Annotated in this window: 10 protein-coding genes; 8 read left to right on the top strand and 2 right to left on the bottom strand. The window is 46.5% G+C overall.

All coding sequences use genetic code 11. From position 1 onward, the window contains the following. Positions 1 to 104 precede the first annotated feature (104 nt). The gene (gene nifJ / locus VN379_RS23795) at positions 105 to 3,650 is read left to right on the top strand and encodes a pyruvate:ferredoxin (flavodoxin) oxidoreductase (protein ID WP_325538527.1); all 3,546 of its coding nucleotides are present in this window, start codon (positions 105 to 107) and stop codon (positions 3,648 to 3,650) included. A gap of 117 nt (positions 3,651 to 3,767) precedes the next feature. Here nifJ and VN379_RS23790 read toward each other — a convergent pair whose 3' ends face one another. Beyond that, a complete protein-coding gene (locus tag VN379_RS23790) occupies positions 3,768 to 4,394 on the bottom strand; it encodes a HutD family protein (protein WP_325538525.1) in 627 nt (208 codons plus the stop codon). Between the two features lie 170 nt (positions 4,395 to 4,564). Here VN379_RS23790 and VN379_RS23785 point away from each other — a divergent pair, with 170 nt between their 5' ends. The 5 genes from VN379_RS23785 (at position 4,565) to VN379_RS23765 (ending at position 12,723) form a co-directional block, all read left to right on the top strand. Beyond that, positions 4,565 to 7,663 (top strand): AAA family ATPase, encoded by a 3,099-nt coding sequence (locus tag VN379_RS23785; RefSeq protein WP_325538523.1) that lies wholly within the window; start codon positions 4,565 to 4,567, stop codon positions 7,661 to 7,663. A 131-nt stretch (positions 7,664 to 7,794) separates the two neighbouring features. Then, the gene (locus VN379_RS23780) at positions 7,795 to 9,825 is read left to right on the top strand and encodes a urocanate hydratase (RefSeq protein WP_325538521.1); all 2,031 of its coding nucleotides are present in this window, start codon (positions 7,795 to 7,797) and stop codon (positions 9,823 to 9,825) included. Between the two features lie 80 nt (positions 9,826 to 9,905). Then, positions 9,906 to 11,186, top strand: coding sequence for an imidazolonepropionase (gene hutI, locus VN379_RS23775; RefSeq protein ID WP_325538519.1), 1,281 nt, complete (start codon positions 9,906 to 9,908; stop codon positions 11,184 to 11,186). A 2-nt stretch (positions 11,187 to 11,188) separates the two neighbouring features. Further along, positions 11,189 to 12,079 (top strand): glutamate formimidoyltransferase, encoded by an 891-nt coding sequence (gene ftcD, locus VN379_RS23770; RefSeq protein WP_325538517.1) that lies wholly within the window; start codon positions 11,189 to 11,191, stop codon positions 12,077 to 12,079. 17 nt (positions 12,080 to 12,096) lie between these two features. Continuing rightward, positions 12,097 to 12,723, top strand: coding sequence for a cyclodeaminase/cyclohydrolase family protein (locus tag VN379_RS23765; protein WP_325538515.1), 627 nt, complete (start codon positions 12,097 to 12,099; stop codon positions 12,721 to 12,723). 61 nt (positions 12,724 to 12,784) lie between these two features. On the opposite strand, the gene VN379_RS23760 is transcribed toward VN379_RS23765, so the two are convergent. Continuing rightward, on the bottom strand, positions 12,785 to 14,170 hold the full coding sequence (locus VN379_RS23760; RefSeq protein ID WP_325538513.1) for a sigma-54 interaction domain-containing protein: 1,386 nt from the start codon (positions 14,168 to 14,170) through the stop codon (positions 12,785 to 12,787). 192 nt (positions 14,171 to 14,362) lie between these two features. On the opposite strand from VN379_RS23760, the gene VN379_RS23755 reads away from it, so the two are divergent. Both VN379_RS23755 and VN379_RS23750 read left to right on the top strand, forming a co-directional pair. Next, positions 14,363 to 14,512, top strand: coding sequence for a hypothetical protein (locus tag VN379_RS23755; RefSeq protein WP_325538511.1), 150 nt, complete (start codon positions 14,363 to 14,365; stop codon positions 14,510 to 14,512). Further along, positions 14,505 to 16,022: an aromatic amino acid ammonia-lyase gene (locus VN379_RS23750; RefSeq protein WP_325538509.1), complete on the top strand. Its 1,518-nt coding sequence runs from the start codon at positions 14,505 to 14,507 to the stop codon at positions 16,020 to 16,022. The genes VN379_RS23755 and VN379_RS23750 overlap by 8 nt, the downstream gene beginning before the upstream one ends. Positions 16,023 to 16,100: the final 78 nt, after the last annotated feature.

Here is a 16,100-nt window from a genome sequence, read left to right as displayed (position 1 = left end):
CAAAATGGGAGTTGATTAGTGTCTGTCAGACAACCAACGGTCAGACTAGCAACAGTCAGACAGACACTGGTTCTAATATTATTTAAGAAGGAAGGGATCCCCCTATGGCAAAAATGAAAACTATGGATGGCAATGCTGCAGCAGCTCATGTGGCCTACGCGTTTACGGAGGTTGCCGCAATTTATCCAATCACACCGTCATCCAACATGGCAGAGAACGTTGATACTTGGGCATCAGAAGGTCGCAAAAATATTTTTGGACAAACGGTTCGGGTTGTAGAAATGCAATCTGAAGCCGGTGCAGCTGGTGCAGTACATGGCTCACTGCAAGCCGGTGCATTGACAACAACTTTTACAGCATCCCAGGGTCTATTGCTGATGATTCCCAATATGTATAAGATTGCAGGGGAACTCTTGCCTGGAGTATTACACGTAAGCGCCCGGGCAGTAGCGGCCTCAGCCCTTAATATTTTTGGTGATCACCAGGATGTTATGGCAACCCGCCAGACCGGCTTTGCCTTGCTTGCCGAGAGCAGCGTGCAGCAGGTAATGGATTTGGCTGCTGTTGCCCATCTTGCGGCTATCGAGAGCCGTGTTCCGTTTTTAAGCTATTTTGATGGTTTCCGGACCTCTCATGAAATTCAAAAGGTTGAGACCTGGGATTATGATGATCTGGCTAAACTTGTTAATCAGGACGCTTTAGCCGGCTTCCGGAAACGGGCTCTTAATCCCGACCATCCGGTAACCAGGGGGACTGCCCAGAACCCTGATATCTACTTCCAGGGACGTGAGGTTTCCAATGAATATTACCTGGCGTTACCGGAAATTGTTGAAAAATATATGGAAAAAGTCAAGGAAGTTACCGGCAGGGAGTACCACCTGTTTAACTACTATGGCGCGCCGGATGCTGACCGCATAATTATTGCTATGGGCTCTGTTTGTGAAACAGTTGAAGAAACAATTGATTATCTGAATGCTAACGGGGAAAAAGTAGGTTTACTTACCGTTCACCTTTATCGCCCTTTCTCCATTGAGCATTTCTTAAAATATATACCCAAAACTGTTACTAAAATTGCAGTGCTTGACCGTACCAAAGAACCAGGTTGTGCTGGCGAACCACTGTACCTTGATGTTAGAAATGCCTTCTATCGCAAAGCCTGGCAGCCGGTTATTGTCGGCGGCCGTTATGGACTGGGCTCAAAGGATGTTGTACCGGCCCAAATCGTTGCCGTTTATGAAAACCTTAAAGCCGAAGAGCCAAAAGACGGCTTTACTATCGGTATCATCGATGATGTTACTAATACTTCCTTACCACTGGGGGCGGATATTGATACTACGCCGGCAGGCACACGGGCCTGTAAGTTTTGGGGTCTGGGCTCTGACGGCACAGTCGGCGCCAACAAAATGGCCATCAAGATTATCGGTGACAAAACTGACCTCTTTGCGCAAGGTTACTTTGCCTATGATTCCAAGAAGTCGGGCGGCATAACTGTATCCCACCTGCGTTTTGGCAAACAACCTGTTAAATCACCATACCTGATCAACAAGGCTGACTTCATTGCCTGTCATAACCAGTCGTACGTCGCCAAATATGACGTTCTGGCCGGGTTGAAACCTGGTGGGACCTTCCTGCTCAACTGCATGTGGGATGAGAAGGAACTGGACGAAAATTTGCCTTCAGGCATGAAGAACTATATTGCTAACAATAATATTAAGTTCTATACCATTAACGCGATACAAATGGCCAGAGAGGTTGGTCTCGGTGGTCGCATCAACATGATTATGCAATCGGCGTTCTTTAAACTGGCTGACATCATCCCTGTTGAGGATGCTGTAAAATACCTTAAAGATTCTGTTGTTGATGAATACGGTCTTAAGGGTGAAAAAGTTGTCAACATGAACTTTGCCGCTATAGACCAGGGTGTAACTGCCATGGTGAAGATTAATGTTCCTGAGTCCTGGAAGGTAGCCCATGATGCCGAGGTAGCAGTTAAAGAAGTTCCTGACTTCATCAAGAAGGTTGTTATTCCCATGAACCGCACTGAGGGTGATAAACTGCCACTGAGTGTGCTTAAAGAAATGGGCATAACAGACGGCACATTCCCGATGGGCACTGCTGCCTATGAAAAACGTGGTATTGCGGTTGATGTCCCGGCATGGGAAGTGGATAAGTGTATTCAGTGTAATCAGTGTTCCTTCGTTTGCCCGCATGCTGCTATCAGACCGGTGCTTGTTAATGAAGAGGAAATCAAAAATGCTCCTGAAGGTTTTGTTACTAAAAAAGCCATCGGTACTGAGGGGCTGCAATTCCGTATCGCTGTATCCCCCTATGACTGCACTGGTTGCGGTAATTGTGTCCAGGTATGCCCAGCCAAAGGCAAGGCGATTACTATGCAGCCGATCGGCAGCCAATTAGCCCAGGCTGATCTCTGGGACTATGCCATGACTCTCTCGACTAAACCGAATCCGGTTAAGAAAGAAACTGTTAAAGGCAGTCAGTTCGAAACTCCATACCTTGAGTTCTCCGGCGCCTGCGCAGGTTGTCTGGAAACGGCTTATGCCAAGCTGGTAACCCAACTGTTTGGTGACCGGATGATGATTGCTAATGCAACCGGTTGTTCTTCCATCTGGGGTGCTTCCGCACCTGCTACTCCTTACTGCACTGACAAACTTGGTCGTGGCCCGGCTTGGGCTAACTCCTTGTTTGAAGATAATGCCGAGTTTGGTTTCGGGATGCAGGTTGGAGTGAAACAAATCCGTGAGCGGATGGCTGCCAAGGTAACCGAGGCACTTGCTATTGCTACCGGTGATGTTAAAGTGGCACTGGCCGAGTGGTTGGATAATAAAGATCTTGGCGATGGTTCCCGTGAACGCGCTGATAAACTTGGTGCAGCTCTGGAAGCTGCCAAGGGTTCTAATGCGCTGCTTGACGAGGTTTATGGTTATAAAGACTTCTTTGTCAAACGCTCCCAATGGATTTTTGGTGGCGACGGCTGGGCGTATGACATTGGATTTGGTGGTCTGGATCATGTTCTGGCTTCCGGTGAAGATATCAATGTGTTTGTCTTCGATACCGAGGTATATTCAAATACCGGCGGTCAGTCCTCGAAAGCCACACCGAGCGCGGCTATTGCTCAATTTGCGGCCAGCGGTAAACAAACTAAGAAAAAAGACCTTGGCATGATGGCAATGAGCTATGGGTATGTTTATGTAGCTCAAGTCTGCATGGGTTCTGACAAGGCTCAGACTCTCAAGGCTATTGCCGAAGCTGAGGCCTATCCCGGACCTTCACTCATTATCGCTTACTCACCTTGTATCAACCATGGCTTAAAACTGGGTATGGGCAACAGCCAACTTGAGTGTAAACGTGCTGTTGAAGCCGGCTACTGGGCAATGTATCGCTACAATCCGGCGCTCAAAGAACTGGGTAAAAACCCGTTCAGCCTGGATTCTAAAGCACCTACGGCCGACTTCAGAGAATTCCTGATGGGCGAAGTACGTTATTCCTCGCTCAAACAACTGTTCCCTGATCAAGCCGACGCCTTGTTTGATAAGACTGCTAAAGATGCAGCCGAACGTCTGGATGGCTACAAACGTTTAGCAAAAATGTATGATGAGGCTGCCGCTGAAGCAGCAGCTGTCAAAGAATAATAATTCCTAACCAGTCTAAAATATAAGTAATGAAAGCACTATTTGTCCAACTAAGGGCAAATAGTGCTTTCGTTTTTATCCTGTTAAAAATTTAACTTACCGCCTCTATACCCTCCCTTAGTCAAGCTTAATTGTAGCTGTAACCATTTGGGCCTGGCTGTTGCCGGTATTGATAATCGTAAGGGGGAGCCCCCGCATATCTTTACCGGCGCTCAGCAGCAGCAAGTCGCCCGGGCTTAGCTCATATGTATCGGCAGCATTAATTGTGATAGTTAATTTACCGGCGACACAATAGCAGGCTGAGGTTATCTGGGAGAAACTTTCACCATCCGGATTCAACACGACCAGTTTGCTCACGTCCGTTTCGTCAATGCTGATGGCCGCTAGCTCCCCTGAACAACCTGGCGCCAGCATCAGATTAAAATCCCGTACTTTACCAAAGCTGGTAGTTGACCAGTTTCCACTAAAACTATCCTGTTCAAAGGGTTTTAGCTGTACCGTGTGGTGACCTGAGTGTTCAAGTTTCAACTCACCTTCAAGTACCATGATCAGACGCCAAATCCCTGGTAAGGAAGTGAAAGTCGATTCTTCCACTTCTACGCGGGCTGAGCTAAGCCGCCACATAAAGTTGCGCTCATTATAAAGGGAATTCTTCGGGTAAATGGCGATTTGGGTTGTTGTGCCACCAGACCAGTTGCTGGTAATTTGGTCAGTTGTTTTTATTAACTCGGCTGTGTAGGGCATATGTTTTTCCTCCTAATACACAAAGATCCAGATTGATTGTACCAATATCTGAATAATTTGGCTATCCTTACATCGTAAAATAACAGGATTTGTACCATTGTTTGTCGAAAACGCTGGGGAAAGCAACAAGCAATGCATATAAAATATTGTGTGGTACGAGGATTGATAAAATGAATGAATTAGCTGCGGTTTTGTTGGGGAGTCCCGAGATTTACTGGAATGGTAAACGACTGTTCTTCCCTTTTGCTAAGCTGGAAGCATTATTATACTATTTACTGGTTAAGAAAAATTCTTCAAGAGAAGAGCTTGCTGCTCTTTTATGGCAGGATATGGAAGATGCGGCAGCAAAGAAGAATCTGCGTAATACCCTCTATTTGCTAAAAAAGCTGACATCAGAAGACTTAATTTTAACTCCCTCACGGGCGAATGTTGTACTTAATACTGATGCTGTAAGTATTACTACCGATATTCATGAATTTAATGAGGTTTTACAAGCTGAGTCGTTGGTATTATATCGGGGGGAGTTCTTAGCCGGCTTTGCCTGTAAAGACGCTGAGGCCTTTGAAGCCTGGGTAAGCAGGCAACGGGAGGCTTATAAAGAAGATATGATTGCGCGGCTGACTAAAGTCATTGTAAGTCAGTTAAACAATAAAGAGTATGGTACAGCTGAACGCTATCTGAAACAGCTTATTGCGCTGGATGAGTATAACGAGAGTGCGTACAGAACCTTGATGAAGGTTTATGAGCGAGCCGGTGCGTTTACTAAGGCAATTGAGCTTTATGATTGCTTAAAAAGAACGCTTAGCAATGAATTGGGGATTATTCCGCACGATAAAACAAAAGAAGCTTATGAGCGTGTGCGGTCAAAAATGATCAACCAGCTTGCTGTACCTACTGATCAGGCTGGAGAAAGTTTTTTTGGGCGTGAACAGGAGTTGCAGTGGCTGCACCGCAGGGTGGCTGATTTTTGTTTAGACCGGTCTCAGTGTTTATTAGCAATCTTAAGTGGTGAACAGGGGGTTGGGAAAACAGCGATTGTTCAACGCATGCAGGAAACTATTGCTGCCGGCTGCGTAACTGTACTAGGAACCCAGTGTTATCAGGCTGAACAAGATTATCCCTATAAAGCCTGGAATCAAATCTTTTGCCAGGCCATGGATTTGCTATCCCAGCGGGGTGTAGTACTGCCCGCATTATGGTATCAGGTTATTTCCTATGTTTTTCCGGCGGTTCTCAGCAATACTGCAGTTGCCTGTCAGAGTCAGGTGCCTAATGGGTATAATATACACTCAGGCATGATTGAGGAGGTTATGTGCAGTATATTGGGCAAGGTTGCCGCCTGTCAGAAAGTACTATTGGTTGTCGATGATGTTCAATGGCTGGATAGCCAAGGCCGGTCAGTATTACGCCAATTGTTGCGGATACCAACGCAGCAAATTTTGTGTATTGCAACTTGCCGGAGTGAATATCAGGAACAGGTTGCACTGTTTACCGGGAATTTTAGCCGGGATGGTTTAGTCGAGCACCTTGTAATCGAAAACTTTAGCCGGGAGGAAGTTGCTAATTTCTCTGAATTGATGCTGCCGGTAGATAAAATAACTGTCGGGCTGCAGCAAAAGCTGTATGAGTATACTGACGGAAATGCCTTATTCTTAGTTGAGAGCTTTAAATTGTTAAAGATGGGGCAAAGCGTAAACCGGCTGTCACCACGTCTGCGGAGCGTCTTGCATGAGCGGATCAATGCTCTTTCAGAAAACGCCAGAAAGGTGCTTGATGTTATTTCAGCCTTTTTCAACAACGTCGGTTATAGTGAACTGCTGGTTGTGTGTGGGATGAACGAGTTTGAAATAGTGGAAGCAATCGAGGAACTGCAGCACAAGCGCTTAATTCAGGAGATTGACGGTACAAGCCCGGGGCTAAAGGGGCCTGTGTATAAATATAGCCATATTCGGATCAGAAGCTACGTATATGCTGAATTGTCATCCTCAAGGAAAAGAATGATCCATAAACGGGCAGGGAGTTATCTGGAAGAACTGATGGCTAACGATTCATTGGGAAGGGATCTATGCTCTGAAATCCTGTATCATTATTCACAGATTGATGAAAAGATTAAGGTGCTTGAATATACAATTAAGATTGCCGAAAGGTACTGCTGTCCGCAATATGAATTGTTCCCTGAATTTAGTGAAACGTATAGTGGGAATGGGTTTATTTTTGAAAATAAGCTACAGATAATGGGCTATTTGGATAAGATCAAAGCGTTGTTGGTTGCTGTGGAACTGGAGTATGTATCACAGGAGAGCTTGAGCCGGTTTAGGGCAGCCTATCTTGAAATGCTGGGACGTTATCATATCTGGCGGGGAGATCATCTGAGCGGTTTAAAAGCCATCCATCAGATGCTGCGGCTTGCATCTAAAAAAGGATTTATTGACTATATAATTAAAGGCTATCAACAAGTAGTGTATTGTGCGATTCAAATTCGCAACCCCAAGCTGATCGAGCTCTTTGCTAATAAGCTGCTGGCAACGGCAAAAGAGGCCAATTTGGATGAGAAAAGGGCATCGATACAGCGGTTTCTTGGTATTTCATATGCTTTGCGTCAGGAAAAAAGCCTGGCAGAGCAGTATTACCGTCAATCAATTTCTACTTACAAGCGCCTGGGAGAAAGATTGGGCGAGTATAATCTGCATATTGCTGCCTGTTATAACTATATTGGGGATTTAAGACGAATGGGGAATGATCTGCCAGAGGCGCTCTATTATTATGAACAAGCAATAAGAGTTGCCGGACGAAGCAACATAAGCGCCGGTGTTGCTATCTTTCTGGTCAATGCCGGTCATACAGCTTATGATTTAGGGGAATATAGCAAGGCCTTTGCGTATCTGGAGGATGCGCTGAACCTTGAAGAGCAGTTTGGCGAATATCAGGGTTTTTGGTGCCTGAGAAGTTACTGTACGTTACATTGTATACTTGCTTTATTAGCCGTCAGAGACAACTGTCTTGATAAAGGGCTCAGTTATCTGGAAAAAGCGGATGGTTTCCTTGAGCGTTATCATGATATTTATCAAGCGGGTCTTACCGCAAGAGCAAAGTTGGAGATTAGCATCAGGATGCAGCAAGATCCCCGGATAAAAGAAGTCTTTGCAGGCTATTTGCCATTACCAATTGAGGAATATTACCAGCAAGGTAAGACTATTTTTACTAAAGTGGGAAATAAATTTGAGCAGATCATGCTGGACAAGGTGTATTCGACAGCTATTGCTAAGTAAGTTGCAAAAATGGTTAGGTAGTCAACGGCGGTATACGGGGTTTGCTCTTTGTTTTGACGTTTCGTTGACGCAAGTATGCTATATTATTTTTAAAAGCAAGCTGCTACAAGCAATATCTCAAGGAGGTAATTATGTCTATTAATAATCATGGTATTAGTAATGCCATGCAAATCAAACTGGATAAGGTACTGCCGGAAATGCCGGTTTTTGAAACCGGCATTCGCCGGGCGCCCAATAGAGGGTTTCGCCTGACGCCGGCTCAGACAAAAGTAGCCCTGAAAAATGCCCTGCGCTATGTGCCGGAAGAACTGCATTCTGTATTGGCTCCTGAATTTATGGAGGAGCTGCGCACACTCGGACGGATTTATGCTTATCGTTATATGCCCAAGGAAAAAATCTGCGGTAAACCAATTGATGAATATAAAGGCAACTGTATTGAGGGTAAAGCTTTTCAGGTAATGATTGAGAATAACTTAGACCCGGCGGTTGCTCTTTATCCGTATGAGCTTGTTACTTATGGTGAAACAGGCAGTGTGTGCCAAAACTGGCTGCAGTACCAACTCATTAAAAAGTATCTGGAAGTTATGACTGCACATCAAACCTTAGTTGTAGAGTCTGGTCATCCATTGGGATTATTCCCGTCCAAGCCGGAGGCACCCCGTGTCATTATAACCAATGCGCTGATGATTGGCATGTTCGATAACCAGGATGACTGGGAGATTGCCGAACAAATGGGTGTGGCTAATTATGGGCAGATGACTGCCGGTGGCTGGATGTATATTGGACCACAGGGAATTGTGCATGGTACATTTAATACCCTGCTTACTGCAGGCCGCAAGCGTTTGGGCATACCGGCGGACGGAGACCTGCGCGGTCATCTGTTCGTTTCTTCAGGCTTAGGTGGCATGAGTGGAGCCCAGCCTAAGGCTATTGAGATTGCGGGCGGTGTTGGTATTGTTGCCGAGGTTGACTATTCCCGGATTAAAACCCGCTATGATCAAGGCTGGGTTAGTAAAATATCATCAGATTTAGCTGAAGTATTCAGCCTGGCTGAGGAATATCAGCTGAAAAAGACGCCAATTTCGATTGCCTACCATGGTAATGTTGTGGATTTATTGGAATATGCCGTAAAAAACAATAAGCACATTCCGCTGCTCTCAGACCAGACTTCCTGTCATGTTGCTTATGATGGCGGTTATTGCCCGCAGGGGATGAGTTTTGAGGAACGGACAAGACTGCTGGCGGCAGACCGGAAGCAGTTCCGGGAATTAGTTGATAAGAGTTTACGGCGGCATTTTGAGCTTATTAAGATCCTGGCAGAACGGGGAACCTATTTCTTTGATTACGGCAATGCCTTTTTAAAAGCTGTGTATGATGCCGGTGTTACAGAGGTTGCCAAGAATGGGTATGATGAGCGGGATGGATTTATATTTCCGTCCTATGTCGAAGATATCATGGGCCCGGAATTGTTTGATTATGGTTATGGCCCTTTCCGCTGGGTTTGCCTCAGTGGTGATCAGGAGGATTTGCGCAAGACTGACCGGGCTGCAATGGAGTGCATCGATCCCAACAGACGCGGTCAGGATCGTGATAACTATATTTGGATCCGGGATGCTGAACAAAATAAACTGGTAGTAGGGACGCAAGCGCGAATTCTGTACCAGGACGCCGAAGGTCGTCTTAAAATTGCCCTGAAATTTAATGATATGGTCCGCAACAAGGAAGTTGGCCCGGTTATGCTGGGACGCGACCATCACGACGTCAGCGGTACAGATTCACCATTCCGGGAGACTGCCAACATTAAGGACGGCAGTAATATTATGGCAGACATGGCAGTGCAGTGTTTTGCCGGCAATGCAGCCAGGGGCATGAGCCTGATTGCTTTACATAATGGCGGTGGCGTCGGGATTGGTAAATCAATTAATGGCGGTTTTGGCATGGTGCTTGACGGCAGTGAACGGGTTGATGAGATTCTGCGGCAAGCAATGCTGTGGGATGTTATTGGTGGTGTAGCCCGCCGGGCATGGGCCAGAAACGAGCATTCTATTGAGACTATTGTAGAGTTTAACCAGCAGTATGCCGGTAAAGGTCATGCGACATTACCCTACATTCCAAATGAAAGCCTGATTGACAGCATTGTTGACAAAGTGTTTGCAAAATAGGCCTGAACATCACGTTCCTGCCAACACACCAACCGCCTGCAAGGCGTAATGCGTTGTATGTATTAGAAAGGAGCAAAACGATGGCTGGTAAGAAATTGCTGATTAAACATGCGGCAGAGCTAGTAACCTGTGCCGGCCCGGCCCCTAAGGCCGGCCTGGCAATGAGTGATATTGGTATTATCCATGATGGTGCGTTACTTGCTGAGGACGGCAAGATTACCTGGGTGGGTCCTACGGCAGAATTACCGGCGCTCGATGAGCGGCAATGGGAGGTAATTGATGCGACCGGCCAGTGTGTTATGCCAGGGTTTGTTGATTCACACACACATATGGTATTTGGCGGCTATCGGGCAGAAGAATTCTTCTGGCGTTTGGGAGGAACCCCCTATCTGGAGATTTTAGAGCGGGGCGGCGGCATCTTAAACACTGTTGAGGCAACCCGGGCGGCTAGTCTGGACGAGTTGAAGGAACTGGCCGCCCGGCGATTGGCTGGTATGCTGGCGATGGGCGTAACTACGGTAGAGGGTAAGAGCGGCTATGGTCTGGATAAAGAAACCGAACTGCGGCAGCTGGCTGTGATGTCTGAGCTCAACCGGGAACAGCCGGTAGAGATTGTTCCAACCTTTATGGGCGCGCATGCGGTACCACCTGAGTATAAAGGCCGTACAGCCGAATATGTTGATTATATTATTAAAGAGGTATTACCTGCTGTGGCTGAGCAGGGGGTTGCCGAATTCTGTGATGTTTTCTGCGAACAGGGGGTATTCTCGCTGGCAGAGTCGCGACGATTGCTGGAGGCTGCCAAAAGTATGGGCCTAAAGGCAAAGCTGCACGCTGATGAGATTGTTCCTTTGGGTGGGGCAGAGCTGGCTGCCGAGCTTGATGCCTGTTCTGCTGATCATCTGCTGCAGGCATCTGATGCCGGCATTGCGGCCTTGGGGAAAAAACGCACAGTAGCGACATTGCTGCCAATGACTGCTTTCTGCCTGCGTGAGCCATATGCGCGGGCCCGGACAATGATTGACAGCGGGGCCGCAGTAGCGCTGGCGACAGACTACAATCCGGGCAGCTGCTTTAGCCATTCTATCCCGCTGGTAGCGTCTCTGGCGGCTATTCAGCTAGCGATGAAACCGGCCGAGATTGTAACCGCATTGACGATTAATGGTGCGGCAGCAGTAAACCGGGCAGAGCGGGTTGGCAGTCTGGAGGTTGGTAAGCAGGCTGATGTTATCATCCTGGAGTACCCATCTCATCTGTTTTTGGTGTATCATGCCGGTATGAATATTGTTGACAAGGTAATTAAACATGGGCAGCTTATTTGGAATAAAGCTGTTAATATACAGACAGAGAGGAAGTTGTAATTGTGGCAAAACTTGTAGAATGTGTACCTAATTTTAGTGAGGGACGGCGGCCGGAGGTTATTGCGGCTATTGTTAATGAAGTAAAGAATGTTGAAGGGGTTACATTGCTTAATGTCAATTCAGACGGCAGTCATAACCGTACTGTAGTTACCTTTGTGGGTGATCCTCAGTCTGCTAAGCTGGCTGCTTTTAACGCCTGCGCCAAAGCTGCCGAGCTTATTGACATGGAGCAGCATCAGGGCGAACATCCCCGCGTTGGCGCCACTGACGTTATTCCCTTTATCCCGGTAAGTGAGGTCACGATGGAAGAGTGCGTTGCGCTTGCGAATGAGCTCGGCCGGGAAATTGGTGAGAAGCTTAACATCCCGGTGTATTTATATGAAGCAGCAGCCAAAACGCCGGCGCGGGTTAAACTGCCTGATGTCCGCAAAGGCGAGTATGAAGGGCTAAAAACAGCAATTACCACCCCAGAGCGTCAGCCTGACTACGGTCCTGCCCGTATGCATCCGGCTGCCGGCGCGACAGTTGTTGGCGCCCGACAATTTCTCATCGCCTATAACATAAACCTGAGCACCAGTGATGTCAGTATCGCTAAAAAAATTGCTGCCAGCATACGTGAAGCCAAAGGCGGTTATAAATTCTGCCGTGCTATGGGGGTAATGATCGAAGAACGGAATATGGCCCAGGTAACAATCAATATGGTTGACTATACCGGTACACCGCTGCACCGGGTGTTTGAGACTGTTAAATCGGAAGCGGCGCGTTATGGCGTAAACGTTATTGGCAGTGAGATTGTCGGCATGGTGCCATTGCAGGCACTTATCGACACTGCCGATTTCTACCTGCGCCTGGAGGGTTTTGACCGTAAGCAAGTATTAGAAGAAAACCTTTAATAAAGGGGCCTGATAACATGTTGATTGAAATGAAGATTACCGAGTTTCTTGAAGAATTGGGATCGAATTCACCGGCTCCGGGCGGCGGCAGTATCTCGGCTCTGGCCGGTGCGCTCGGCGGTGCCCTGACAGCAATGGTTTGCCGTTTGACAGTAGGCAGCAGCAAATATGCCGAAGTACAAAGTGAGATTGCAGCGATCCTGGGCGAGGTTGACCAGTTGTCAAGTGAGCTTACCCGGTCTGTTGATGCCGATACCGAGGCTTTTAACAAAGTTATGGCGGCTTACAAACTCCCTAAGGCAACAGAGGCTGAGAAACTGGCCCGCAGTGAAGCCATTCAGCAGGCAATGGTCTATGCCACCAATCTGCCGCTGGATGTTGCCTCATGCTGCTTAAAGGTATTATCAATGGCTGTGCGGGTATTGGCCATTGGCAACTCTAACGCCGCCAGTGATGCCGCGGTAGCCGGGCTGATGGCTCATGCCGGCCTGCATGGTGCGCTGTACAATGTAAAAATCAATTTAGGCAGTATTAAAGAAGCTGCTTATCAAAACGATATTCAGGCCAAAATAGCCCTTATTATCAAGGAGGACGAACGTCTCCATAATGAGCTTGTGGCAGTTGCCGGCAAGGTTATTGGTTAATTATTTATAAGAAAAAGGACTGAGCTCGCAGGCGAGTTCAGTCCTTTTAAAATTTTGTTTACTATTCAGCGGCAAAATGTACGTTTTTGGTAATATTTAATTTTTTAATACGAACCTGAAGATTTTGACGGTGTATTCCCAGCGATAGGGCTGCTTTGGTAATATTACCATTATTCGTTGTGAGGGCATCCATGATTAGCTTGCGTTCTACCTCATCAAGTGCCTGGGGCAGTGATTTGAGTTTTAGATTGTCTAACAAGGCCGGGGGTTTGGTGAGTACATATTGTTTATGAAAATAATCAGGCAGGCAGCTTGAAGTCAAAATTGCTTCATTCTCTGCGAAGCTTATGGCATTCTCCAATACATGGCATAGCTCACGCACATTGCCTGGCCATTTATGATGAAGGAATATATTCTCAAGTTCATTCGAGAGCTTAGTTATGTGTTTGCCATATACTTTGTTAAAACGACTGATAAAATATTGGGCTAGCTGCAAAATATCTTCTTGCCGTGCCCGCAAAGGCGGAATAGTTAGGTTAACAACAGCCACGCGGTAGTAGAAGTCTTCGCGCAGTTTGTTTTCTGCCAGCAGTGTGTGGCAGTCGACATTGGTGGAACTGATTATCCGGCAGCTAACCGGTTCTTCAATGCTGCTGCCAAGACGACGAAATTTTTTCTCCTCGAGAATCCGCAGCATCTTTGCCTGCAGTACCAGGCTCATGCTATTTATTTCATCTAAAAACAATGTGCCTTTTCCAGCCTGTTCGATTAAGCCAGGTGAGTTTTCGGCTCCGGTAAAAGCCCCTTTAGTTGTACCAAAGATCATACTTTCCAGTAAGGTTTCGGGTATTGCTGCGCAATTTAAGGCTACAAACGGATGGGCAGCGGCAGGCCCGTAATTGTGGATGCTTTGGGCAAAAATCTCTTTTCCGGTACCAGTTTCGCCTGTTAATAATATAGGCGCAGCGCCAAGGGCTGCTTTTTTTGCTTTGTCAATCACCGCTGTAATTTGCGGGCCTTTACCAATTAGACATTCAAAGTTATAACTGGTGCCATTCTGCAGTGGATTACCGTTGTGACAGTATGTTTGCAGTTGTTCTTGCAGCTTGTATACTTTGTTAAGCAAATTGGTCATTTCAGTGATATTCTTATTAATTGAACAAACGGCTACAATCTCACCGTCGCGTTCAATCGGAACTATGGTAGAAAGCATGTGTACTTCACGATGATCTACTGTGCGATACTTATTATATTTATCAAATAAAGGCTTGCCGGTAAGAAATACATTACGCAGTTCTTCCAGCATATGGTTTCGCTGGGAAGGCTCAAAGCGTTCGATCTTGTTATTGAAAAATAATTCATCGCCGTGCTGGTTGATCACATATACCGCATCTTGAATGAAGTTTGCAATAGTCTCTAAATATAACGTCTTATCAATAGATTTCATAGGTTTCAACTCACTATTCTGCCAAATGTTAACATTATTTTACCTAATAATTGAATAGGTGTAAAGAACTATCTGCAATAAAATATTGCGCAAAATATTGATGCGTTTGACATTTATTAAGAGGTATTTAATTAAAAAGCATACTTAGGGTTTACTGAAAAACAACAAGGAATTAACAATAGGCTGATTGGCATGATTATTGCTAATATTATCCATGCAGTGAAAAGTGCTAATAACAGCGATATACAACGCGTTAAAGTTTTGCAGGCAGGTGGTGTGTTGGCGCCTGCAAACTTCTTTACTGCGGAATATGTAGAGGGAGGAACGGAGTATTTTGAGTAATAATCTGGTTAACCTTACAGGCGACAGCCTGACAATTGAAGCGGTGGCGCAGGTAGCTATTTATGGCAAGAAGGTGGCCATTACTCCGGCCGCAGACAAAAAAGTGGCGGAATCCAGAGCGTTTGTCTACCAGCTTGCTAACAGCAATGTTCTTGTCTATGGGTTTAACACCGGGGTTGGTGCTAATAAAGATACAAAGGTTGAGACAGAACACTATAATCAGTTCAACATCAATATGGTCAGATCGCATTGCGTGGCAGTCGGCCCTGAGGCATCACTGGCAGAGGTGCGGGCCATGATGGTAATAAGGCTTAATACACTGCTCCTGGGTTATACCGGCATGAGTCCCGGGATTGCCTATATGTACCGTGACCTTCTCAATAATGATATTACACCGGTTGTACCGGAACGCGGTTCAATCGGGGAAGCAGATATTGCCTGTCTGTCACATATTGCTTTGACGATGATTGGCGAGGGCGACGCCTACTATCACGGCAAAAAAATGGCGGCCAGGGAGGCTTTGGCGAAAGCCGGCCTTGAGCCACTTACTTTGGGACCAAAAGACGGGCTGGCGCTTGTCAGTTCAAATGCGTTGGCAGCAGGCCAGGGTGTACTGGTTTTATATGAACTCAAAAAGCTAATGAATCTTGCTGATATAATCTACAGTTTTAGCCTGGAGGCTTTTAAGGGCAATGTCAGTCCACTTAATGAAGAAATCAACAGGGTACGCCGGTTCAGAGGGCAGAATGAAAGCGCTGCAAATGTGAGGAAGCACCTCAAGGATAGCTACCTGTGGCTGCCAGGCATCGCCAATGCCCTGCAGGATCCACTGTGTTTTCGCTGCGCCTGCCATATCCACGGCGCTGTCCGCGACTCGCTGCATTATATTGAGGAACTTATGGAAATTCAGATGAACTCCTCAGATGATAATCCTTGTGTTTTAATGAATCAGAACGCGATTATGTCCTGTGGCAATTTTGAAGTGGTCAACTGGGCGGTAGCCTTTGAGATGCTTGGGATAGCGCTCAGTCATCTGTCACGGGCAGCCTGCTTCCGCACCATTAAGTTAAGCAGCGGGCACTTCACCGGTCTGCCACGATTTTTGACGCCTGACCCGGAGCATGTCATTGCCTTTGGCACAATTCAAAAACCATTTACTGCCCTTGATGCTGAAATCAGGCATCTGGCTAATCCAATAAGTATGGATTTTTATGCTGTTGCCGGTGATATTGAAGACCATTGCAGCAATACCCCCTATGTTGTGCAAAAGACACGGAAGATTGTTGATAATCTCTATTATATACTCGGAATTGAGGCTATCCATGCCGCACAGGCCTGCGACTTGCGGCAAGAAGAACAGTTTAGGCTTGGTGCCGCCGGTCGCGTTGTCCACAAGAAGCTCCGTGAGGTGATTCCTTTCCTGGCCCAAGACCGCAATCTTACAGTCGATATTGTCAAAGCGTATGAACTGCTAAAATCCGGCGTCCTGCTAGATGAAGTAATTAGTTAAACACTGCCGGACAACAGGATTGTCAAGATGGAAGGGGGGAGCTGCAACTAACCCGGTAAGAGTAGCTATGATAATGCA

This window comes from Sporomusa sp., assembly GCF_035561255.1.
Lineage (GTDB): Bacteria > Bacillota > Negativicutes > Sporomusales > Sporomusaceae > Sporomusa.
Note: the sequence above shows the minus strand (reverse complement) of the source record. Positions and strands in the feature narration are given on the sequence as shown.